Annotated in this window: 20 protein-coding genes; 13 read left to right on the plus strand and 7 right to left on the minus strand. The window is 67.4% G+C overall.

Annotated features, from left to right (window positions below; all coding sequences use genetic code 11):
- The first annotated feature begins 70 nt into the window (after positions 1-70).
- Positions 71-712 carry a uracil-DNA glycosylase family protein gene (locus HND92_RS14965; protein ID WP_371814898.1) on the plus strand — a complete coding sequence of 214 codons (642 nt, stop codon included), beginning with the start codon at positions 71-73 and terminating at the stop codon, positions 710-712.
- Between the two features lie 60 nt (positions 713-772).
- Here the strand turns inward: HND92_RS14965 and lolA are convergent, their stop codons facing one another.
- Complete coding sequence (gene lolA / locus HND92_RS14970) at positions 773-1,411, minus strand: outer membrane lipoprotein chaperone LolA (protein WP_371814789.1); 639 nt, start codon at positions 1,409-1,411, stop codon at positions 773-775.
- A gap of 55 nt (positions 1,412-1,466) precedes the next feature.
- Positions 1,467-3,797, minus strand: coding sequence for a DNA translocase FtsK (locus HND92_RS14975; protein WP_015914048.1), 2,331 nt, complete (start codon positions 3,795-3,797; stop codon positions 1,467-1,469).
- 291 nt (positions 3,798-4,088) lie between these two features.
- On the opposite strand from HND92_RS14975, the gene trxB reads away from it, so the two are divergent.
- The 3 genes from trxB (at position 4,089) to rpmG (ending at position 5,700) form a co-directional block, all read left to right on the plus strand.
- Complete coding sequence (gene trxB, locus HND92_RS14980) at positions 4,089-5,042, plus strand: thioredoxin-disulfide reductase (RefSeq protein WP_172208122.1); 954 nt, start codon at positions 4,089-4,091, stop codon at positions 5,040-5,042.
- 233 nt (positions 5,043-5,275) lie between these two features.
- Complete coding sequence (rpmB, locus tag HND92_RS14985) at positions 5,276-5,509, plus strand: 50S ribosomal protein L28 (protein WP_003058229.1); 234 nt, start codon at positions 5,276-5,278, stop codon at positions 5,507-5,509.
- A 20-nt stretch (positions 5,510-5,529) separates the two neighbouring features.
- Positions 5,530-5,700, plus strand: a complete 171-nt coding sequence (rpmG, locus tag HND92_RS14990; RefSeq protein ID WP_011806495.1) for a 50S ribosomal protein L33 — start codon at positions 5,530-5,532, stop codon at positions 5,698-5,700.
- Between the two features lie 138 nt (positions 5,701-5,838).
- On the opposite strand, the gene HND92_RS14995 is transcribed toward rpmG, so the two are convergent.
- The 3 genes from HND92_RS14995 to HND92_RS15005 all read right to left on the minus strand — a co-directional run bounded on the left by HND92_RS14995 (position 5,839) and on the right by HND92_RS15005 (position 10,375).
- Positions 5,839-7,050, minus strand: a complete 1,212-nt coding sequence (locus tag HND92_RS14995; RefSeq protein ID WP_011806496.1) for a fatty acid desaturase — start codon at positions 7,048-7,050, stop codon at positions 5,839-5,841.
- Positions 7,051-7,182: 132 nt separating this feature from the next.
- Positions 7,183-8,460 (minus strand): RsmB/NOP family class I SAM-dependent RNA methyltransferase, encoded by a 1,278-nt coding sequence (locus HND92_RS15000; protein WP_015914051.1) that lies wholly within the window; start codon positions 8,458-8,460, stop codon positions 7,183-7,185.
- Positions 8,461-8,503: 43 nt separating this feature from the next.
- Positions 8,504-10,375: a M48 family metallopeptidase gene (locus HND92_RS15005; protein WP_172208124.1), complete on the minus strand. Its 1,872-nt coding sequence runs from the start codon at positions 10,373-10,375 to the stop codon at positions 8,504-8,506.
- Between the two features lie 50 nt (positions 10,376-10,425).
- Here HND92_RS15005 and HND92_RS15010 point away from each other — a divergent pair, with 50 nt between their 5' ends.
- Both HND92_RS15010 and HND92_RS15015 read left to right on the plus strand, forming a co-directional pair.
- The gene (locus tag HND92_RS15010; RefSeq protein ID WP_041836404.1) at positions 10,426-10,674 is read left to right on the plus strand and encodes a DUF1653 domain-containing protein; all 249 of its coding nucleotides are present in this window, start codon (positions 10,426-10,428) and stop codon (positions 10,672-10,674) included.
- A 208-nt stretch (positions 10,675-10,882) separates the two neighbouring features.
- Entirely contained in the window at positions 10,883-11,440 is a 558-nt protein-coding gene (locus HND92_RS15015) for a hypothetical protein (RefSeq protein WP_172208126.1), read from the plus strand.
- Positions 11,441-11,507: 67 nt separating this feature from the next.
- Here the strand turns inward: HND92_RS15015 and purN are convergent, their stop codons facing one another.
- Positions 11,508-12,089 (minus strand): phosphoribosylglycinamide formyltransferase, encoded by a 582-nt coding sequence (gene purN, locus HND92_RS15020; RefSeq protein WP_172208128.1) that lies wholly within the window; start codon positions 12,087-12,089, stop codon positions 11,508-11,510.
- Between the two features lie 23 nt (positions 12,090-12,112).
- On the opposite strand from purN, the gene HND92_RS15025 reads away from it, so the two are divergent.
- The 4 genes from HND92_RS15025 to HND92_RS15040 all read left to right on the plus strand — a co-directional run bounded on the left by HND92_RS15025 (position 12,113) and on the right by HND92_RS15040 (position 16,211).
- The gene (locus HND92_RS15025; protein WP_172208130.1) at positions 12,113-12,790 is read left to right on the plus strand and encodes a YceH family protein; all 678 of its coding nucleotides are present in this window, start codon (positions 12,113-12,115) and stop codon (positions 12,788-12,790) included.
- 85 nt (positions 12,791-12,875) lie between these two features.
- Positions 12,876-14,057: an acyl-CoA dehydrogenase family protein gene (locus tag HND92_RS15030; protein WP_015914057.1), complete on the plus strand. Its 1,182-nt coding sequence runs from the start codon at positions 12,876-12,878 to the stop codon at positions 14,055-14,057.
- A gap of 12 nt (positions 14,058-14,069) precedes the next feature.
- On the plus strand, positions 14,070-15,185 hold the full coding sequence (locus tag HND92_RS15035) for an acyl-CoA dehydrogenase family protein (RefSeq protein ID WP_172208132.1): 1,116 nt from the start codon (positions 14,070-14,072) through the stop codon (positions 15,183-15,185).
- 51 nt (positions 15,186-15,236) lie between these two features.
- Positions 15,237-16,211 carry an IS5 family transposase gene (locus HND92_RS15040; RefSeq protein WP_172208134.1) on the plus strand — a complete coding sequence of 325 codons (975 nt, stop codon included), beginning with the start codon at positions 15,237-15,239 and terminating at the stop codon, positions 16,209-16,211.
- Between the two features lie 187 nt (positions 16,212-16,398).
- Here HND92_RS15040 and HND92_RS15045 read toward each other — a convergent pair whose 3' ends face one another.
- Positions 16,399-16,956 (minus strand): HNH endonuclease, encoded by a 558-nt coding sequence (locus HND92_RS15045; protein WP_011806507.1) that lies wholly within the window; start codon positions 16,954-16,956, stop codon positions 16,399-16,401.
- Between the two features lie 162 nt (positions 16,957-17,118).
- On the opposite strand from HND92_RS15045, the gene HND92_RS15050 reads away from it, so the two are divergent.
- The 3 genes from HND92_RS15050 (at position 17,119) to lspA (ending at position 21,629) form a co-directional block, all read left to right on the plus strand.
- Complete coding sequence (locus HND92_RS15050; RefSeq protein WP_011806508.1) at positions 17,119-18,162, plus strand: bifunctional riboflavin kinase/FAD synthetase; 1,044 nt, start codon at positions 17,119-17,121, stop codon at positions 18,160-18,162.
- A gap of 114 nt (positions 18,163-18,276) precedes the next feature.
- Positions 18,277-21,132, plus strand: coding sequence for an isoleucine--tRNA ligase (gene ileS / locus HND92_RS15055; protein WP_172208136.1), 2,856 nt, complete (start codon positions 18,277-18,279; stop codon positions 21,130-21,132).
- Complete coding sequence (gene lspA / locus HND92_RS15060) at positions 21,132-21,629, plus strand: signal peptidase II (RefSeq protein ID WP_172208138.1); 498 nt, start codon at positions 21,132-21,134, stop codon at positions 21,627-21,629. Before ileS ends, lspA begins: the two co-directional genes overlap by 1 nt.
- Positions 21,630-21,650: the final 21 nt, after the last annotated feature.

The following is a 21,650-nucleotide window of genomic DNA, read 5'->3' on the forward strand; positions in this document are numbered from 1 at the left end:
GCGCAACGCATTGCCGCGCAACGCATTGCCGCGCAACGCATTGCCGGGCAACGACCTGCCGCGCGTCGAAATGCCGCGTGTCGAAATGCCGCGGGCCAAAGCGCCGAGCGTCGAAGTGCCCCCCAACGAGCCGCTGGACGCGCTGCTGCGCCGCGTGCGCGCCTGCACGATCTGCGCCCCCTTCCTGCCGCTGGGCCCGCGTCCCGTGCTGCAGGCCGATGCACGCGCGCGCCTGCTGATCGTGGGGCAGGCACCGGGGCGCAAGGTGCATGCCTCGGGCATCCCCTTCGATGACGCGAGCGGCGAGCGCCTGCGCACGTGGCTGGGGCTGACACGCGAGACTTTCTATGACCCGGCGCGAGTGGCCATCGTGCCGATGGGCTTTTGCTATCCGGGCCGTGGCGCCTCGGGCGATGCACCGCCCCGCCCCGAATGCGCCCCCGCGTGGCGCGTGCCGCTGCTGGCACGGCTGCCGAACATCGCGCTGACCGTGGCCGTGGGCCAATACGCGCTGGCCTGGCATCTGGCCGCCTGCCGTGGCCGGCCGCTGGGGGAAACCGTGCGCAGCACCTGCGCACTGCCAGATGCGCCCGTCCTGGCCCTGCCGCACCCCAGCCCGCGCAACAACGGTTGGCTCAAGCGCCACCCGTGGTTCGAGTCCGAGTTGCTGCCGCTGGTGCGGGCACGCGTGGCGACCGTGCTGGCGGTTTAGAGCAAAACATGGCTCTAGCGCTTACCCTATAAGCGCTAGCAGCTATCGAAACAGAAGCACCTACTGCGAGAGCACATCCGCCCCCGCAGGCGGCTTGAACTGGAAGGTGCCTGCCGGCAGCGCCGGGTTGAGCTGCATGCCGGTGAAGCGGATCAGCGAGCGCTGCCCAAAGCTGTCCAGGATGTCCAGCGCCGCCAGTTGCTCCCCCGCGAAGCCCACGCGCACGCTCTTGAGCTGGCCGTCCTTGGCCTTGGGCGTAGCCAGCACCCACTGCAGGCCGTCCTGCTCGGGCGCCGACTCCAGCGCGAAGTCGGCGCGCAGCGCCGCCAGGTCGGGCGCGGACGCGAGCAGCGCCGCGGGCGTGCTGCCCAGCGCCTTGGATTGCGTGCGCTGGGTCACCTGGTTCAAGTCAGCGTCGTACAGCCACAGGGTCTGCCCATCGGCCACGATGAGCTGCTCGAACGGCTTGCGGTAATGGAATTTGAAGCGCCCTGGACGCTGGAATTCAAAACTGCCGCTGGAGGTCTTGGTGCGGCCCGCCTGGCCGTCCTTGGGCGGCGAGGTCACGGTCTGCGTGAACTCGGACCGGCCGCTCTGGGCGGACTTCATGAAGGTTTCAAGGCTTTTCAGGCCGTCAGCCCAGGCGCAACCAGCGCCAGCAGCTATCAAAATCGCAGCAAATACTTTCTTCAACACCATTTCTCCATGCAAGCGGTTGCGTGGACAGCGGGCCAGGGAGCGTGCCCAGGCAGCTTTACTCGCTGCGCGCGGGCACCAGCACCTCGCGCTGGCCGCTGGCGGTGAGTGCGCTCACCAGGCCGGCCTTCTCCATGTCTTCGAGCAGGCGCGCGGAGCGGTTGTAGCCAATGCGCAGCTTGCGCTGCACGTAGGAGATGCTGGCCTTGCGGTCTTTCAGCACCACCTCCACGGCCTGGTCGTACATGGGGTCCTTCTCGCCGCCGCCTTCGCTGTCGCCAAAGCCGAAGCCGCTGTCGTCGCCCTCGACGGTACCGCCTTCCAACACCCCTTCGATGTAGTCCGGCTCCCCTTGTTCCTTCAAGTAGCTGACGACACGGTGCACCTCGTCATCGGAGACAAAGGCGCCGTGCACGCGGATGGGCAGGCCCGTGCCGCTGGCCATGTAGAGCATGTCGCCCATGCCCAGCAAGGCCTCGGCGCCCATCTGGTCCAGGATGGTGCGGCTGTCGATCTTGCTGCTGACCTGGAAAGCGATACGCGTGGGGATGTTGGCCTTGATCAGGCCGGTGATCACGTCCACGCTGGGGCGCTGCGTGGCCAGGATCAGGTGGATGCCGGCAGCGCGCGCCTTCTGCGCCAGGCGGGCGATGAGCTCCTCGATCTTCTTGCCCACGACCATCATCAGGTCGGCCAGCTCGTCGATCACCACCACGATGTGCGGCAGCCGCTCCAGCGGCTCCGGGCTCTCCGGTGTGAGGCTGAAGGGGTTGGGGATGTGCTCCTCGCGCGCCTTGGCGTCGTCTATTTTCGTGTTGTAGCCCGCGAGGTTGCGCACGCCCAGCTTGCTCATGAGCTTGTAGCGGCGCTCCATTTCGGCCACGCACCAGTTCAGCCCGTGGGCGGCCTGCTTCATGTCGGTGACCACCGGCGCGAGCAGGTGCGGAATGCCCTCGTAGACCGACATTTCCAGCATCTTGGGGTCGATCATCAGCAGGCGCACGTCGCGCGCCTCGGCCTTGTAGAGCAGCGACAGGATCATGGCGTTGATCCCCACCGACTTGCCCGAGCCCGTCGTGCCCGCCACCAGCACGTGCGGCATCTTGGCCAGGTCCGCCACCACGGGCGCGCCCACGATGTCCTTGCCCAGGCCCATGGTCAGCAGGCTCTTGGCGTCGTGGTAGACCTGCGAGCCCAGAATCTCCGACAGGCGGATGGTCTGGCGTTTGGCGTTGGGCAGTTCCAGCGCCATGAAGTTCTTGCCAGGAATGGTCTCGATCACGCGGATGGACACCAGCGACAGCGAACGCGCCAGGTCCTTGGCCAGGTTCACGATCTGCGAGCCCTTCACGCCCGTGGCGGGCTCGATCTCGTAGCGCGTGATCACCGGGCCGGGCATGGCGGCCACCACGGTGACGTCCACGCCGAAGTCCTTGAGCTTCTTCTCGATCAGGCGGCTGGTCATCTCCAGCGTCTCGGGCGACACGGTCTCCTGGCGCGCCTGCGCGGCGTCCAGCAGGTCCACCTGCGGCAGGTTGCTGTCGGGCATCTCGCTGAACAGGGGTTTCTGGCGCTCCTTCACCACGCGGGTGCTCTGCACCACATCGGACAGCACGGGCTCGATGATGGTGACAGGCTGCGGGTGCTGCACCTCAATCTCGTGGCGCTCTTCCTGCACCACTTCCTCGCGCTCGCGCGCGGCGCGCCGCCCCACGGCCACGTCCTTGGCCTTCTCGCGCCGCGCCCGGCCGCGCTGCACCAGCGCATCGATGCGCCCACCCAGGCGCTCGGCCAGATGCCCCCAGGAGAAACGGAACACCAGCGCCGCGCCCAGCACGACCACCACCACGCCGGCCAGCCCCGAGCCCGTGAACCCGAGCCAGCGCACGGCCAGCGGCCCCGTCATATAGCCCAGCATGCCGCCCGCATGGCCGGGCAGCAGGGCTTCGAACCGGTACAGCCGCGACCATTCCAGTGCCGTGCTGGCGCACAGCAGCAGCGCCAGGCCGCCCCAGAATACGCCGCGGCGCTGCCACGGCGCGTGGCCTGCGGCGCCATCGCCGCGCATCCAGCGCGCCAGCGACGCAAACCAGGCGCGCACGCCCGCGGCGACGCACCACCAGACGGAAAAGCCCAGCACGAAGTAGCTGCCGTCGGCGAGCCACGCCCCGAGCCTGCCCACCCAATTGGACAGTGGCTGTCCATTGCCCGCACCCGATGTGGACCAGGCCGCATCCTGCGCGGAATAGCTCACGAGGGCCAGCAGCCAGAACACCAGGCCCAGCAGGCCCAGCACCAGGCCGATCTCATGGCCGAAGCGCGCCGCGCCGGTGCGTGGCGCCGACTTGCTGGAGGAAGAAGCGTTCAGGGTGTTGAGGGAGTACGTCATGGGATAAGAGCGCGCAAGCTTACCCCATGCCGACGACGCGTCTGTGCGCCGTGCGCTGCGTGCGGCAGCCCGCCCCAGGCCTGCCGGCTGCGCGCCTTTTTGTCACCGCGCTGCGCCAGCGCAAAGGCCGATACGCCCGCCCCGGCCGTGTTATTCATGGCTTCTTACAATGGCCGCGATTGAAAACCCGACCGCAGGCGCCCGCGCGGACCGGTTGATACTGGGGGCCCGGCCCCAGGTTCTTACGGGGCACGCCGGTCGCCCGGCATAACAAAACCTTACTTTTCAGCCATGTCCACTACCCAACACGCCAAAGTCATGATCCTCGGCTCCGGCCCGGCGGGCTACACCGCCGCGGTGTACGCCGCGCGCGCCAACCTCAACCCCGTGCTCATCACGGGCCTGGCCCAGGGCGGCCAGCTCATGACCACGACCGAGGTGGACAACTGGCCCGCCGACGTGCACGGCGTGCAGGGCCCCGAGCTGATGCAGCGCTTCCAGGAACATGCCGAGCGCTTCAAGACGCAGATCGTGTTCGACCACATCAGCCAGGTGGACCTGTCCAAGCGCCCCTTCACCCTTACGGGCGATAGTGGCACCTACACCTGCGACTCGCTCATCATCGCCACGGGTGCATCGGCCAAGTACCTGGGCCTGCCCTCCGAGGAAGCCTTCATGGGCAGGGGCGTGTCCGCCTGCGCCACCTGCGACGGCTTCTTCTATCGCGAACAGGACGTGTGCGTGGTCGGCGGCGGCAACACCGCCGTGGAGGAAGCGCTGTACCTGTCCAACATCGCCCGCAAGGTGACGCTGGTACACCGCCGCGACAAGTTCCGCGCCGAGCCCATCCTGATCGACAAGCTCATGGAGAAGGTGGCGGCCGGCAAGATCGAGCTCAAGACCTTCTTCACGCTGGACGAGGTGCTGGGCGACGCCACCGGCGTGACCGGCATCCGCCTCAAGCACACCGAAGACGGCCACACCGAGGACATCGCGCTGCAAGGCTGCTTCATCGCCATCGGCCATGCGCCCAACACCGACATCTTCCAGGGCCAACTGGCGATGGAAAACGGCTACATCGTGACCCAGGGCGGCCTCAAGGGCTTTGCCACGCAGACCAGCGTGCCGGGCGTGTTCGCCGCCGGCGACGTGCAGGACCATGTGTACCGCCAGGCCATCACCAGCGCCGGCACGGGCTGCATGGCCGCGCTGGACGCGCAGCGCTTCCTGGAACAACAGGAATAACGCACTAAGCCCTGCCCACCCGGCTCCTGCAGGTTTCGGCATGCAGGGGCTTTTTGATATTCGGGCTATAATGCGCGGCTTTGCCAAATCCTGCGCCTGCAAATTGCAGCGCAAAGGCTGCGGCGACCGGGTTACCGCCACCCGTTCAAACTGGCGAGGTGAGGCTGACCGGCACGCTCCTGCTCTCGCGGGACTTCAGCGCCGGCAGCCGTTGCAACTATCGGAGTGTCCTGATGGCACGCGTATGTGAAGTAACGGGCAAGAAGCCCATGGTGGGAAACAACGTCTCCCACGCCAACAACAAGACCAAGCGCCGTTTCCTGCCCAACCTGCAGTACCGCCGTTTCTGGGTGGAAAGCGAGAACCGTTGGGTGCGCCTGCGCGTGTCCAGCGCCGCTCTGCGCCTGATCGACAAGAACGGTATCGACTCCGTGCTCGCAGACATGCGTGCCCGTGGCCAAGCCTAATTTCCTCAAGGAGAACAACCATGGCTTCCAAAGGCGGACGCGAAAAGATCAAGCTGGTGTCCACGGCCGAAACCGGTCACTTCTACACCACCACCAAGAACAAGAAGACGATGCCTGAGAAGATGTCGATCATCAAGTTCGACCCCAAGGCTCGCAAGCACGTCGAGTACAAGGAAGCCAAGCTGAAGTAATTCGGCCCGGCTCCTGTCAAAAAGCCGCCCGGCGTTGCGCCCGGCGGCTTTTTTCATGTCCAGCGTGGGCATAAAAAACCGCGGCACCCTTTCGGGTCGCCGCGGTACTGCGGTCAGAAGAGCCAGCCGCCGCGTCGCTCAGGCGTGGGCTGCCCGCAGCTTCAGCGAAAACTCCTTGAGCGCCGCGATGCCGCTGGCCTCGGCCCGCTGGCACCAGGCTTGCAGGTCTGCGGTCAGCTGATCGCGCGACTGCGAGGTGTTGAGCCAGAGCTGGCGCAGCTCCTCGCGCATGGTGACCATCTTGTCGAGTACGGGGTGCGCCGCACGCACTTCGGCCAGCGTCGGCTGTGCCTGCGCAGGGACCTTCTCGGCGTCGCGGTGCAGCCAGCGCTTGGCGCGCTTGAGGGCCGACACGTCGGCCTTGCGCGCCTTGAGCGCGGCGATCTCGTCCTTGCAGGCCTGGCGCACGCCGCGTGCATAGCCAGCCATGACCTCGTAGCGGTTGGCGATGAGCGCCTCCAGCGTCTTTTCGTCGGCCACCGGCTTCACGGCGCCCAGGCGCAGCTTGGGCGGCACCTTCTTGACCTTGGCCCAGCCCAGGCGCTGCAACGCGCTGATGTAGAGCCACCCCACGTCGAACTCGTACGGCTTGACCGAGAACTTCGCGGCCGTCGGATAGGTGTGGTGGTTGTTGTGCAGTTCTTCACCGCCAATCACAAGGCCCCAGGGCACGAGGTTGGTGGAGGCGTCCTGCGCCTCGAAGTTGCGGTAACCCCAATAGTGGCCCACGCCGTTGACCACGCCCGCGGCCCAGAACGGGATCCACGCCATCTGCACGGCCCACACGGCGGCGCCCACGGCGCCGAACAGCACCAGGTTGATGACCAGCATCAGCCCCACGCCCTGCCAGGTGAAGCGGCTGTAGACGTTGCGCTCCATCCAGTCGTCCGGCGTGCCATGGCCGAACTTCTTCAGCGTCTCGGCGTTGGCCGCCTCGGCACGGTACAGCTCGGCCCCGCGCCACATCACGGTGCGCAGGCCGCGCGTCTGCGGGCTGTGGGGGTCGTCGGGCGTCTCGCACTTGGCGTGGTGCTTGCGGTGGATGGCCACCCATTCCTTGGTGACCATGCCCGTGCCCAGCCACAGCCAGAAACGGAAGAAATGCGCAGGCACAGGCCCCAGGTCCAGCGCACGGTGCGCCTGCGAGCGGTGCAGGAAGATCGTCACCGCCGCGATCGTGATGTGAGTGGTGGCCAGGGTGTAGAGCACGATCTGCCACCAGGCCAGGTCCCACACGCCATGCGCCAGCCAGTCGAGCGCGGTATTCCACGCGGCGCCATCAAACAACATACAAACCTCGATCCACTATCCAATACCGCCGCGCAGCCGGCGGCGTTCCACATTGTCGGACGCCGTCTCCGCGGACCGGAACATGCCCGGCCGCCAGGATGGCTTCGCGTTGCGTGCCAGCGCGTAGGAAAGTTACGCGCGCCGGGTCCAGACGGCAGCGAAGAAACCGTCCGTCTGGTGCAGATGAGGCCACAGCCGCAGATATCCAGTACCGCTGGCGCCGCCATGGCACAGGCGTGCGGCATCGGGCACCTTCAGCTGCGTGAGCAGCGCGCCGGCGTCCTGCGGCTCGAAATCGGCATGCGCCGCGCCGAAGGCTTCGGCGATGGCCTCGTTTTCCTGCGGCAGCACGCTGCACGTGGCATAGACCAGCCGCCCGCCAGGTTTGACCAGGCGCGCCGCGCTTTCCAGGATGGCGGTCTGCTTGCCGGCCAGCTCCCGCAGCGCCTCGGGCGATTGGCGCCACTTCAGGTCGGGGTTGCGGCGCAGCGTGCCCAGGCCCGAACAGGGGGCGTCCACCAGCACGCGGTCGATCTTGCCGGCCAGACGTTTGACGCGCTCGTCGCGCTCGTGGGCGATGGCCGCGGGGTGCACGTTGGACAGGCCCGAGCGCGCCAGGCGGGGCTTGAGCGCCTCCAGCCGGTGGGCCGACACGTCGAAGGCGTACAGCCGCCCCGTGCTGCGCATGGCCGCGCCGATGGCCAGCGTCTTGCCGCCGGCACCGGCGCAGAAGTCCACCACCATCTCGCCGCGCTTGGCGTCCAGCAGCAGCGCGAGCAACTGCGAGCCCTCGTCCTGCACCTCGATAGCGCCGCGCGTGAACGCGTCCAGCTTGGTGAGCGCAGGCTTGCCGGCGATGCGCAGTCCCCAGGGAGAGTAAGGTGTCACTACCGATTTGATAGCTGCTTGCGCAAGCTCCTTCTGCACCTGGTCGCGTTTTTCCTTCAAGGCATTGACGCGCAGGTCCAATGGCGCCGGCTGCGCCAGGCTGTCGGCCAGGGCCCAGAAGCCGCTCTCGCCCAGCTGCTCCTTGAGCGGCGCCACCAGCCATTCGGGCAGGTTGTGGCGGTGCGGCGCCAGCAGGTCTTCAGGACGCACGGCGTCGCACTGGTCCAGCCAGGACTTTTCCTGCTCGGTCAGTGCGCTCTTGACGAAGTCGCGCGGGCCGTGAAAGCCCAGGATGGCCAGGCGCCGCTCCTTGGGGCCCGCGCCCGAGCGCGCGAGCTGCTCGAACAACAGCTTCTTGCGCAGGACGTTGTAGACGGTTTCGGCCAGCGTGGCGCGCTCGCGCGGGCCCAGGCCGCGGTGCTCGCGGAAGTAGCGCGAGACCACGGCGTCGGCCGGGTGTTCAAAAGTAAGGACCAGCCTGACGAGTTCCGCGCAGGCGTCCACAAGGGCTTTGGGATGCATGGCGTGATTGTCCCATCTCGCGCCCGCATCATCCGCCGCCGCCTCAAGCCCCTCCGGGCCCGGCGTGCACGGGCTCAAACGCCTGGCGCTCGATGTCCTCCAGCGCCGCCGCGTCACCGGCCGCGAGCACCAGCACCTGTCCCGGCAGTTCCAGCTCGCTCTCCAGACGGCGGCACAGGGCATAGCGCGCCTGCGCATCCAGACCGTGCAATTGCACGAACAGCAGGTAGGTGCGCCGCTGGGGCATGGCGCGCAGTTGCTTGCACACCAGCCAGGCGCGCGCCACCGCGCGGTGCAGGGCCAATTCGGCCTGCAGCTCGCCGAGCTCGAACGCGCTCAGATCGTGGCGCGTCACGCGCTGGAAGAAGGGCGTGTCGTACAGCTCCTCCAGGGCGGCATCCTCCACCTCCTCCGCCTGGCGCACGCGCTCGCGCCAGCGCTTGAGGGCCTCGGCGTCATAGTCCCCACCGGCATCGGCACGCTGCTCCAGCGCCTGCACCGCGCCCCGGGCCGCACCCCAGCGATGGGTGGGACTGCCGTCCCACAATGCCTTGCAACAGCGCAGGCGCCCTGCCACGTCCTGTGGCGGCAGACTGTCGGCCAGCCCGAGCAGCGCACCCACATGGGCGGGTTCGCGCGCCAGCACGCGCTCGTACAGCGGCTGCACGGCGGCCTGCGGGTCCAGCCGGCGCATCAACCGCGCCAGCTCCACGGTCTCGGTGGCGCTGTTGCCGGCCTGGGTGGACTGCAGGGTGCGCACGCGCTCCTGCGCCCGCTGCAGGCGGGCGTGGTGCTGCTTCCACACCGTGGCGTTGGCCTTGCACCACTGGTCATCGAAGTGCGCCAGCCAGCCGCGCGCCTGCGCCCCCAGCAGCGACAGCGCCCCGCGCTGCGACCACGGCGGCAGCGTGGGGCGCCCACCCGTGAGCGCCTCCACCCGGTCGCGCAGCACGGGATGGGTGTCGTCCACGCCGCTCAGGCGCCGTACCGCTTCGCGCAGCGCCGTCTGGGCGAAGGCCGGCTCCGGCGGCAGTGCCAGCAGGCGCTGCAGGGCGCCGTAGGGCCCGGCGGGCAACGGCTGGGACAGCGCGCCCTGCCAGTGCTGGCGCCAGAACTGCTCGCCCAGCCAGGCGCCCTTGATCTCGACCTCGGTGAGCGCGGCGGCCACCTCATCCTGGCCCAGCAGGCGCGCGGCGATGCGGTCGGCCTCGTATTCGTCCTGGCGGGCCAGGGCGAAGGTCTTGGCGGCAAAGCGCGGCCAGTACCAGTCCAGGAACGCCCGCGTGGCCACGGCCATGGGGCCGGCATCGTCCTGCATGCCCTCGTGCAGGCGGTGCCAGCTCAGGCGGGTGCGGTAGATCCAGGCCGCAAAGCGCCCGTGGTCGCCACGCAGGTGGCCGTACTCGTGGGCCAGCACCGCCAGCAGGCGCTTTTTGTCCAGCGCCATGAGCAGCGGCAGACCGACGGTGAGCTGATTGCGCGCACCGCCCAGCATGCCCCAGCGTGCCTCCTGGCGGATGCTGGCGTTGAAGTCGTCGTCCAGATACACCTCGTGGATGGGCGGCCCCTTGATCTTGCGGCGGATGCGCTCCAGCGCATCGAACAGTGCCGGCGCCTCACGCGCGGTGATCTGTACGCCCTGGGGCGGGCTGCGCGGCACCCACAGCGCACGCAGGCTCAGCCATAACAGGCCGCACGCGGCCATCACAATCCATACCCAGGCGAAGCGGAACTTGCCGTGGAGGAGTTGGGGCACCACCCACACCAGCATGCCCACGGCCAGCGCCAGGCAGCCCAGCACCCAGGCGTAGCCCAGCGCCGCAAAGGCGGCCACGCCGCGGCGGTAGGCACGGCTGTCGTCGGCGCTGGCCATCTCGCTCATGCGCACCATGTGTATGAAGTCCGCCTTCTCCATCAACCGCCCTCCCGTTGTGATGCGTATTTTTCCCACCGCGAATGCTATCCATGAACGATGAACTGCCACCCCTGGTTTGCACACCCCCCGGCCGCTATCGCCACTACAAAGGCGGGCTGTACGAGGTGCTCGGCACGGTACGCCACAGCGAGACGCTGGAGCCCATGACCCTGTACCGCGCGCTGTACGGCGAGCAGGGTCTGTGGGTGCGCCCGGCCGCCATGTTCAACGGGACGGTGGTGGTCGATGGCCGCGAGCAGCCGCGCTTCGCCGCATGCGCGGGCACACCCGAGGATTGAAGCCAAATACGGCCCTTGCGCCTGTCCATCAAGCGGCAGCAGCTCCTCTTTCAATAGCAAACACCACCTACTGGCTGCGCGCGCGGCCCGGCACCCCGGCCCTCCCTTGTCCTACGTCGGCGCCCAAAGGCGGGCACTACGGTGTAGTCAGGACGACAAGCGGCGGCGTGCGCAGGCGAGCCCCGTGCGCCGCGGAAAGGAGCCTTCCATGGACTATCTGCTGCAGGGAATGTTTGGCGAGCGGTCGCTGACCAAGGTGGCCGCCGTGTTCAACGACCGCGCCGACGCGCAGGCGATGGTGGCGCGGCTGCAAAGCCTGCCCGGTATGGCGCCCGGCCAGGTGCGCATGCTGGGGCCGGAGGATGCGCGGGAAGACCATGCCGAGCACTTCGGCCGCACGCTGGAGCCCGAGCAGCGTGGCATCTTCCGCACGATGATCCGCGCCCACGTGGTGGCCGGTTTCGCGGGCGGCGTGGTCGGCCTGCTGCTGTACGCGTGGCTGCTGCGCTCGGGCACCCCGCTGATCGCCAGCAGCCCACTGCTGGCCTTCATCGCCGTGGTGGGCTTTTGCACCACCTTCGGCCTGTTGGCCGGCGGCCTGGTGACCATGCGCCCTGACCACGTGGGGCTGATCACCGAGGTGCGCGAAGCCCTGGAGCAGGGCCGCTGGGCGGTGGTGGTGCACCCGACCGACACCGCGCAGACACGGCAGACGCGCGCGTTGCTGCAGGATGGCGGCGGCGCGCAGGTGGCGCGCACGCTGTGAGCGTGCCGCCCGGGCAGATTGCATTCAAATCATGCTCCAGCGCACGCCCCATCAGCGCTAACAGCTATCAATTTGCAAGCAAATGCGCCAGTACGGCGCGTGGATAGATCAGGTGTTCCTGCGTGAGCACGCGGGCGGCCAGCGCGTCGGCCGTGTCGCCCGGCAGCACGGGCACCACCGCCTGGTCCAGGATGGGGCCCACGTCCAGTTCTGCCGTGACCTCGTGCACCGTGCAGCCGGCGAACCTGCATCCGGCGTCGATGGCGCGCTGGTGCGTGTGCAGGCCCGTGAAGGCCGGCAGCAGCGAGGGGTGGATGTTGACCAGCCGGCCCGCGAAGTGGTCCACGAACCCCGGGGTGAGAATGCGCATGAAGCCAGCAAGCACCACCAGGGACGGCTCGTAAGCGTCGATGGCCTGGGCCAGCGCGGTGTCGAACGCCTCGCGCGAGGGATAGGCCTTGTGGTCCAGCACCTGGGTGGCAATGCCCTGTTCGCGCGCCAGCGCCAGGCCCTTGGCATCGGCCTTGTTGCTCAGCACCGCGGCCACACGGATGCCGTGGCGGCCCGCCCAGTCCTGCTGCTGCGCGGTGCGCACGAGGGCCGCCATGTTGGAGCCGCCGCCGGAGATCAAAATCACGATGTTCTTCATTTGCCGGAAATTATCCCCTGCCCATGCCCTTTGACGCCCGCACCCGCCCCCTGACCGCGCCGCAAGCGCGCGTGCTTGCCACGCTGCTGGAAAAGTCCCGCACCGTGCCCGACAGCTATCCCCTCACCCTCAACAGCCTGCTGGCCGGCTGCAACCAAAAGAGCAGCCGCGATCCGGTCATGCAACTCACCGAGAGCGAGGTGCAGCAGGCGCTGGATGAGCTGCGCCAGCAGACGCTGGTGCTGGAGATCGGCGGCGCGCGCGTGGCGCGCTGGGAGCACAACTTCACCCGCGGCGTGGGCGTGCCCGACCAGTCCGCCGCGCTGCTGGGCCTGCTGATGCTGCGCGGCCCGCAAACCGCGGGCGAGCTGCGCATCAATGCCGAGCGCTGGCACCGGTTTGCCGATATCTCCTCGGTCGAGGCCTTCCTGGACGAGCTGCAGTCGCGCTCCGATGACAAGGGCGGGCCGCTGGTCACGCTGCTGCCACGGGCGCCGGGCGCGCGCGAGCCGCGCTGGGCCCACCTGCTGTGCGGCCCGGTGGATGCCAGCCCCGCCCAGATGGCCAGCGCATCGCCCACGTCACGCAGCAAGGAAGACGGCGCACTGGCGCAGCGCGTACAGGCCCTGGAGGATGAGGTGGCCGCGCTGCGCGCCACCGTGCAGCGCCTGTGCGAGCAACTGGGCGTGGCCGAGCACTGACCGCCAAGACCCCGCCCCTGTCACGGTTCGGACAGGGCTGAAAAGCACGCCCGTGCTACAACGGCGGCTTCACAGGAGACAGCACATGGACCTTGCATTCACCCCCGAAGAGCAGGCATTCCGCGAGGAAATTCGCGCCTGGGTGCGCACCCACCTGCCCCAGGACATCGCACACAAGGTGCACAACGCCCTGCGCCTGACCAAGGACGACATGCAGCGCTGGGCCAAGATCCTCGGCGCCAAGGGCTGGCTGGGCTACGGCTGGCCCCGGGAGTTCGGCGGACCCGGCTGGAATGCCGTGCAAAAGCACTTGTTCGAAGAGGAATGCGCCCTCGCCGGCGCGCCGCGCATCGTGCCCTTCGGGCCGGTGATGGTGGCGCCCGTGATCATGGCCTTTGGCAGCAAGGAGCAGCAGCAACGCTTCCTGCCCGGCATCGCCAGCGGCGAAGTCTGGTGGAGCCAGGGCTACAGCGAGCCGGGTTCGGGCTCGGACCTGGCCAGCCTCAAGACCCGCGCCGAGCGCGTGGGCGACAAGTACATCGTCAACGGCCAAAAGACCTGGACCACGCTCGGCCAGTACGGCGACTGGATGTTCAACCTGGTGCGCACCAGCACGGAAGGCAAGCCGCAGACGGGCATCAGCTTCCTGCTGCTGGACATGAAGTCGCCCGGCGTCACCGTGCGGCCCATCAAACTGCTGGATGGCGAGTGCGAGGTCAACGAGGTGTTCTTCGACAACGTCGAGGTGCCTGCCGACCAGCTCATCGGCGAGGAGAACAAGGGCTGGACCTACGCCAAGCACCTGCTCAGCCATGAGCGCACCAACATCGCCGACGTGAACCGCGCCAAGCGCGAGCTCGAGCGCTTGAAGCGCATCGCCAAGGCCGAGGGCGTGTGGGACGACATGCGCTTTCGCGACCAGATCGCGCTGCTGGAGGTGGACATCGTCGCACTGGAGATGCTGGTGCTGCGCGTGCTGTCGATGGAAAAGAGCGGCAAGAACCCGCTGGACATCGCCGGCCTGCTGAAGATCCGCGGCAGCGAGATCCAGCAGCGCTATGCAGAGCTGATGATGCTGGCCGCCGGCCCCTTCGCCCTGCCCTTCATCGAGGAAGCCATGGAAGCCGGCTGGCAGGGCGACTTCCCTGGCGGCGTGGCCGCCAACGCCCCGCTCGCCTCCACCTACTTCAACCTGCGCAAGACCACCATCTACGGCGGCAGCAATGAAGTGCAACGCAATATCGTCGCTCAGACCGTGCTGGGTTAAGGAGACAAGACCATGGATTTCAACTTCTCCGACGACCAGCAGCAACTGCGCGACGCCGTACGCCGCTGGGTGGACAAGGGTTACAGTTTCGAGCGCCGCCGCGCCATCGTGGCCGCAGGTGGATTTGACCGCGCCGCTTACAACGAGCTGGCCGAACTGGGCCTCACGGCCCTCACCGTGCCCGAGGCCCACGGCGGCCTGGGCCAGGGCGCCGCGGATGCCATGGTGGCCATGGAAGAGCTGGGCCGCGGCATCGTGCTGGAGCCGCTGGCGCATGCGTTCATTGCGGCCCGCGTGCTCAGCGAGTGCGCCGACGACAACATGCAGTCCGCCTGGCTGCCGCGCATCGCCAGCGGCGAAGCCCTGGTGGTGCTGGCCCACCAGGAGCGCAAGGCCCGCTACCGCCTCGATGTTTGCGAGGCAAAAGCGGCTGCAGCGCCCGGTGGATATGCGCTCACAGCTATCAAAAGCATAGTCCCCGCTGGCGACCAGGCGGACGCCTTCCTCGTACCCGCGCAGTTGGACGGCCGCATCGCGCTGTTCTTGGTGGAACGCAGCGCCGCCGGCGTGGCCACGCGCGGCTACCTCACGCAGGACGGCAGCCGCGCCGCGGAACTGTCGCTGACCCAGGCGCCCGCCACGCTCGTCGCCACCGACGGCCTGCCCGCGCTGGAGCTGGCCGTGGACACCGGCATTGCCGGCGCCTGCGCCTACGCCGTGGGCGCCATGGAGCAGACCCTGGCCATCACCGCCGACTACATGAACCAGCGCAAGCAGTTCGGCGTGCCCATCGCCAGCTTCCAGGCGCTGCGCCACCGCATCGCCGACATGAAGATGCAGCTGGAACTGGCGCGCTCCATGAGCTACTACGCCAGCCTGAAGCTGGGCGAGGAAGCCGGCGAGCGCCGCCGCGCCCTGGCCCGCGCCAAGGTGCAACTGGGCCAGTCCATGCGCTTCGTCGGCCAGCAGGCGGTGCAGTTGCACGGCGGCATCGGCGTGACGGACGAGTACATCATCAGCCACTACTTCAAGACACTCACGCAGCTGGAGATGTCGTGGGGCGACACGCTGCACCACCTGGGCGAGGTGGGCGCGCGCATGCAGGACACGGCGGGGGTGTTTGCCTAAGGCAACGCTGATTAAGGTCCACCGTTGAGGGGGGTCAAACGTTATCCGCAGATGAAGCAGCAGACCCTGGCAATGGCCGCAGATCAAGACAACGGATTCGAGCATTCGCGCAAACCCACCCGACGCGAAGAGTTCTTGCGGACCATGCAGACAATAGTTCCATGGGCCGCTCTGTGTCAGGTGATAGAGCCGCACTACCCCAAGGCAGGCAACGGCCGCCCGCCCATTGGCCTAGAGCGCATGCTGCGCATCCATTTCCTGCAGCACTGGTTCAACCTGGCCGATCTGGCGTGCGAGGAGGCTCTTTATGACAGTGCCAGTCTGCGCCGCTTTGCGGGCATTGACCTGGGTCGTGAACGGGTGCCCGATGCCACCACGCTGCTGAAGTTTCGCAAACTGCTCCATGAGCACAAACTGGGCGAAGCCCTGTTTGCCAAGGTAGGCCAGCAATTGCAGGAGCGCGGCTTCAAGGTCAATACCGGCACTATCGTGGATGCCACCATCATCGCCGCACCCAGTTCTACCAAGAACGCCGACAAGGCGCGCGACCCCGACATGCACCAGACCCGCAAAGGCCAGCAATGGTATTTCGGCATGAAGCTGCACATTGGGGTGGACAGCCAAAGCGGGCTGGCGCACAGCGCCGTGGTGACGGCGGCCAACGTGCACGACAAACACCCACTGCCCGATCTGCTGCATGGCAATGAGCGACGCGTGTACGGCGACTCGGCCTATGCCAGCCAGAAAACACTGATAGCGAGCAAAGCCCCCAGGGCCAAGGACTTCACCAACCAGCGCGCCCGCCGTGCGGGCGAGGTGGACGAAGTTCAGCGGGCCAAGAACCGCAACAAGTCACGGGTGCGCGCTCGGGTCGAGCATGTCTTTGCGGTGGTAAAGCGCCTGTGGGGATTCACCAAGGTGCGCTATCGCGGGCTGCAAAAGAACGCCACGCGTGCGTTCACGGCCTTGGCGCTGGCCAACATCTACCTTGCCCGAGGGCGCCTGCAGGGACAGGTGCGCCCGTAAGGGTCCGAAGGGGGCTCAAAGGCTCCCGAAACAGGCCCTGTGGGGCAAAGCACAGTATCTTTGCGGGCCATTTGGCATTCAAATGGCTGTGCGATGGATATGACGTTACTTGTTCAGCATTGCCCTAAGGGCCCGTTCTCAACGCAAAACGCGGCCCCTGGCCGCGTTTTTTCGGATGCTGCCTGCGTCAGCTCAACAGCCGCGACGACTTGGGCACGTGGGCCATGAGGAACTCCATCTGGTCAGCCAGGATGCGCCGGTTGCGCAGGATGAAGTCTTCCCACAGGCTGGGTACGTAAGGCGTGTACAGCAGCGGCATATGCGCCTGCTCGGGCGTACGCGGGCCCTTGCGGTGGTTGCAGGGGCGGCACGAGGTGACCACGTTCATCCAGTGGTCCACGCCGTTCCTGGCAAACGGCACGATGTGCTCGCGGGTCAGGTCCTGTTCCTGGAAATGCCCTCCGCAGTAAGCGCACACGTTGCGGTCGCGTGCGAACAGCTTGGCGTTGGTGAGGCTGGGGTAGAGGTCGAAGGGGTTGATGTTCGGCACGCCACGCGTACCGATGATGCTGCTCACCGCGATCTGTGACTGCTCGCCGGTGATGGCGTTATGGCCACCGCGAAACAGCGCGACCTGCGCGCCGATCTCCCAGCGCACCTCGCCCGCGGCGTAGTGCGTGACCGCCTGCTCCAGCGTTATCCAGGATTGCGGCAGCCCCTGGGCCGACAGCTTCAAGACCTTCACAACACGCCTCCTGCCATGGAACACAAGAATCGGAACGTTGATGTCTCGCCGGTCGCACTGTGCAGCGCAGCCGGTAGCGCACAATATACTCTTTTTCATGACAAATTGGCGTCAAGCGCTTGATGGACTTGCGCCAGCCGCTATCAAAAGAAAAGCACTGCGATGAAGATCTTCCGCGGCTTCCATCACCCGGAGGTGGCACCGGCCTGCGCCCTCACCATCGGCAATTTCGACGGCGTGCACCGCGGCCACCAGGCCATGCTGGCCCTGCTGAACAGCGAGGCGCAGCACCGCGGCGTGCAAAGCTGCGTGCTGACCTTCGAGCCGCATCCGCGCGACTACTTCGCCGGGGTGCACAAGCGCCCGGATCTCGCGCCCGCGCGCATCGGCACGCTGCGCGACAAGCTGTCCGAGCTGGCGCGCTGCGGCGTGCAGCAGACCATCGTGCTGCCGTTCAACGAAAAGCTGGCACGCCAGGCACCCCAGGCCTTCATCGACGATGTGGTGGTGGGCGGCCTGGGTGCGCGCTACCTGCTGGTGGGCGACGATTTCCGCTTCGGCGCCCAGCGCGCGGGGGACTACGCCATGCTGGACACCGCCGGCCGCGAGCGCGGCTTCGAGGTGGCGCGCATGAACAGCTACGAGGTGCACGGGCTGCGTGTTTCCAGCTCCGCCGTGCGCGACGCCCTGGGCGCCGGCGACATGGAGGAAGCCACTCGCCTGCTGGGGCGCCCGTACGCGATCTCTGGCCACGTGGTGCATGGACGCAAGCTGGGCCGGTCGCTGGGCCGCTCAGCCGCCAGCGGGCCTCACCAGGACGGCTTTCGCACGCTGAACCTGCGCTTCGCGCACTGGAAACCCGCCGCCAGCGGCATCTTCGCGGTACTGGTGCACGGGCTGGACGCCGAGCCCCTGCCCGGTGTGGCCAACCTGGGCGTGCGCCCGTCGCTGGACCCGAGCGACGTGAACGGCGGGCGCGTGCTGCTGGAGACGCATTGCCTGCAGTGGCCCGCTCACCTGGGGGCCGAGGGGGCCTACGGTAAAATCGTGCGCGTGGAACTCCTGCACAAACTGCACGACGAGCTGAAGTACGACAGCCTGGGCGCCCTCACAACCGGCATCGCCAAGGACTGCGATGACGCCCGCGCGTACTTCGCATCCTCCCACGCAGAGACCCGTCGCCAGACCACCCGCGACCGAATTTGACGGGGCCGCCTTCGCCCCGCCAGCGCTTGGCGGGCCGCGCCAGCCCCGCCCTTGTCCTGCCCCCGTGTTTGCCTTTCGGGCCACGCCCGGAACGCCCTTGACCTGAAGGTTCCCATGTCCGACTCCAACCCCAAGAACGCCCCCGCCAGTGCCTACCGCGGCACGCTGAACATGCCCGACACGCCCTTCCCCATGCGCGGCGACCTGCCCAAGCGCGAGCCGGGCTGGGTCAAGGAATGGGACGACAAGGGCATCTACAAGAAGCTGCGCGACGCGCGAAGCGGCGCGCCGAAGTTCATCCTGCACGACGGCCCGCCGTACGCCAACGGCCAGCTGCACATCGGCCATGCAGTCAACAAGATCCTGAAGGACATGATCATCAAGGCGCGCCAGCTCGAGGGCTTTGACGCGATCTACGTGCCGGGCTGGGACTGCCACGGCCTGCCGATCGAGAACGCCATCGAAAAGCTGCACGGCCGCAACCTGCCGCGCGACGAGATGCAGGCCAAGGGCCGCGCGTTTGCCACCGAGCAGATCGCGCAGCAGATGGTGGACTTCAAGCGCCTGGGCGTGCTGGGCGACTGGGACAACCCGTACAAGACCATGAATTTTGCGAGCGAGGCCGGCGAGATCCGCGCGCTCAAGAAGGTCATGGAGCGCGGTTTCGTGTACCGTGGCTTGAAGCCCGTGTACTGGTGCTTCGACTGCGCCTCGTCGCTGGCGGAGTTCGAGATCGAATACCAGGACAAGAAGAGCCAGACGCTGGACGTGGCGTTCAAGGCACATGAGCCGGCCAAGCTGGCCGCTGCCTTCGGCCTGCCCGCCCTGTCCAAGGACGCCTTCGCGGTCATTTGGACCACCACCGCCTGGACCATTCCCGCCAACCAGGCACTGAACCTCAATCCCGAGCTGCCGTACGCACTGGTGGACACCGAGCGCGGCCTGTTCATCGTGGCCGAATCGCTGGTCGAGGCCTGCATGACGCGCTGGGGCCTCACGGGCCAGGTGCTGGCCGTGGCGGCGGGCGAGAAGCTGGCGGGCCTGGAGTTTGAGCACCCATTGTTCGACATGGATGCGGGCTACCGTCGCCTGTCGCCCGTCTATCTGGCCGACTACGCCACCGCCAGCGACGGCACGGGTATCGTGCACGCCGCGCCCGCGTATGGCGTGGACGACTTCAACTCGTGCGTGTCCCACGGCATGGCCTACGACCAGATCCTGAACCCGGTGCAGGGCAACGGCACTTACGCGGCAGACTTCCCGCTGTTTGGCGGCCAGCACATCTGGAAGGCCGTGCCGGTCATCCTGGATGCGCTGAAGGTTGCCGGCCGTCTGCTGAACACCACCACCATCAGCCACAGCTACCCGCACTGCTGGCGCCACAAGTCGCCGGTGATCTACCGCGCCGCGGCCCAGTGGTTCGTGCGCATGGACGAGGGCGAGGGCGTGTTCACCGACCCGGCGCAAAAGCCCGCGCAGACCCTGCGCCAGATCGCGCTGGAAGCCATCGAGCACACGGCCTTCTACCCGGACAACGGCAAGGCCCGCCTGCGCGACATGATTGCCGGACGGCCCGACTGGTGCATTTCGCGCCAGCGCAGCTGGGGCGTGCCGATCCCGTTCTTCCTGCACCAGGACTCGGGCGAGCTGCACCCGCGCACCATGGAGATCATCGACCAGGCCGCAGAGATCGTCGAGCAGGGCGGCATCGAAGCCTGGAGCCGTGTGACGGCCGAGGAGATCCTGGGCGCGGAGGACGCCAAGCACTACACCAAGAGCACCGACATCCTGGAAGTGTGGTTCGACTCCGGCTCCACCTTCTGGCATGTGATGCGCGGCACCCACCCCACCATGCACCATGACGAGGGTCCCGAGGCCGACCTGTACCTCGAAGGCCATGACCAGCACCGCGGCTGGTTCCACAGCTCGCTGCTGCTGGCCAGCGCCATCTTCGGGCGCGCACCCTACCGCGGCCTGCTCACGCACGGCTTCACGGTGGACGGCCAGGGCAAGAAGATGAGCAAGTCGCTGGGCAACACCGTCTCGCCGCAGGAGGTGAGCGGCAAGCTGGGCGCCGAAATCATCCGCCTGTGGTGTGCCGCCACCGACTACTCGGGCGACCTGGCGATCGACGACAAGATCCTGGCACGTGTGGTGGACGCCTACCGCCGCATCCGCAACACGCTGCGCTTCTTGCTCGCCAATGTGAGCGACTTCGACCCGGCCCAGGACGCCGTGCCGTTCGAGCAGCTGCTGGAGATCGACCGCTACGCCCTCTCGCGCGCGGCGCAGCTGCAGCAGGACATCCTGGCGCACTACAAGGTGTACGAGTTCCACCCCGTGGTCGCCAAGCTGCAGCTGTACTGCTCGGAAGACCTGGGGGGCTTTTACCTCGACGTGCTGAAGGACCGCCTGTACACCACGGCGCCCAAGAGCCTGGCGCGCCGCAGCGCGCAGACCGCCCTCTACCAGATCACCCATGCCATGCTGCGCTGGATGGCGCCGTTCCTGTCCTTCACGGCCGAAGAAGCGTGGAAGATGTTCGGCCAGTCCGAGACCATCTACCTGGAGACCTACCAGACCATTCCCACGGCCGACGAGGGCCTGGCCGCCAAGTGGGAACGCCTGCGTGAGATCCGCGACGCGGTGAACAAGGAGATCGAGACCGTGCGCGCTGCCGGAACCGTGGGCTCGTCGCTGCAGGCTGTGGTCACGCTCACTGCCGCGCCCGAAGACCATGCGCTACTGGCCAGCCTGGGCGACGATCTGAAGTTCGTGCTCATCGTTTCAGCTACACATTTGGTAGCTGGAAGCGCCCTGCAGATCAGCGTTGCGCCCAGTTTCGATGCCAAGTGCGAGCGCTGCTGGCACTACCGTGCCGACGTGGGCCAGAATCCCGAGCACCCCACGCTCTGCGGGCGCTGCGACAGCAACTTGCATGGCGCCGGTGAAAACCGGGTGCACGCCTGATGGCGCGCGCCGCCGCATCCCGCAGCGCCAGCCTGTGGCCCTGGCTGGCCTGGGCCGTGCTGCTCGTCATTGCCGACCAGTTCACCAAGACGCTGATCCTGGGCTACTACCGCCTGGGCGACGCGACCTACGTGACCAGCTTCTTCAACATCGTGCGGGCGCACAACACCGGGGCGGCGTTCTCCTTCCTGGCCGATGCCGGGGGATGGCAGCGCTGGCTGTTCACGGGCATTGCGCTGGCAACGGCGGTCTTCATCCTGTGGCAGCTGCGCGCCCACCCGGGGCAGAAGCTGTTTTGCTTCGCGCTGTCCAGCATCCTGGGCGGTGCCATCGGCAACGTGGTGGACCGCCTGCAGCATGGCTACGTGGTGGACTTCCTGGACTTTCACCTGCGCGGCTGGCACTTCCCCGCGTTCAACGTGGCCGACTGCGCCATCACCGTGGGCGCGGCCTGCCTGATCCTCGACGAGTTGCTGCGCGTCAAGAAGGCGGGCTAACCGCCCGCGCCACCGCGCCCG

It is taken from the genome of Diaphorobacter sp. JS3050 (genome assembly GCF_013154915.1).
Classification (GTDB): Bacteria; Pseudomonadota; Gammaproteobacteria; order Burkholderiales; family Burkholderiaceae_C; genus Diaphorobacter; species Diaphorobacter nitroreducens.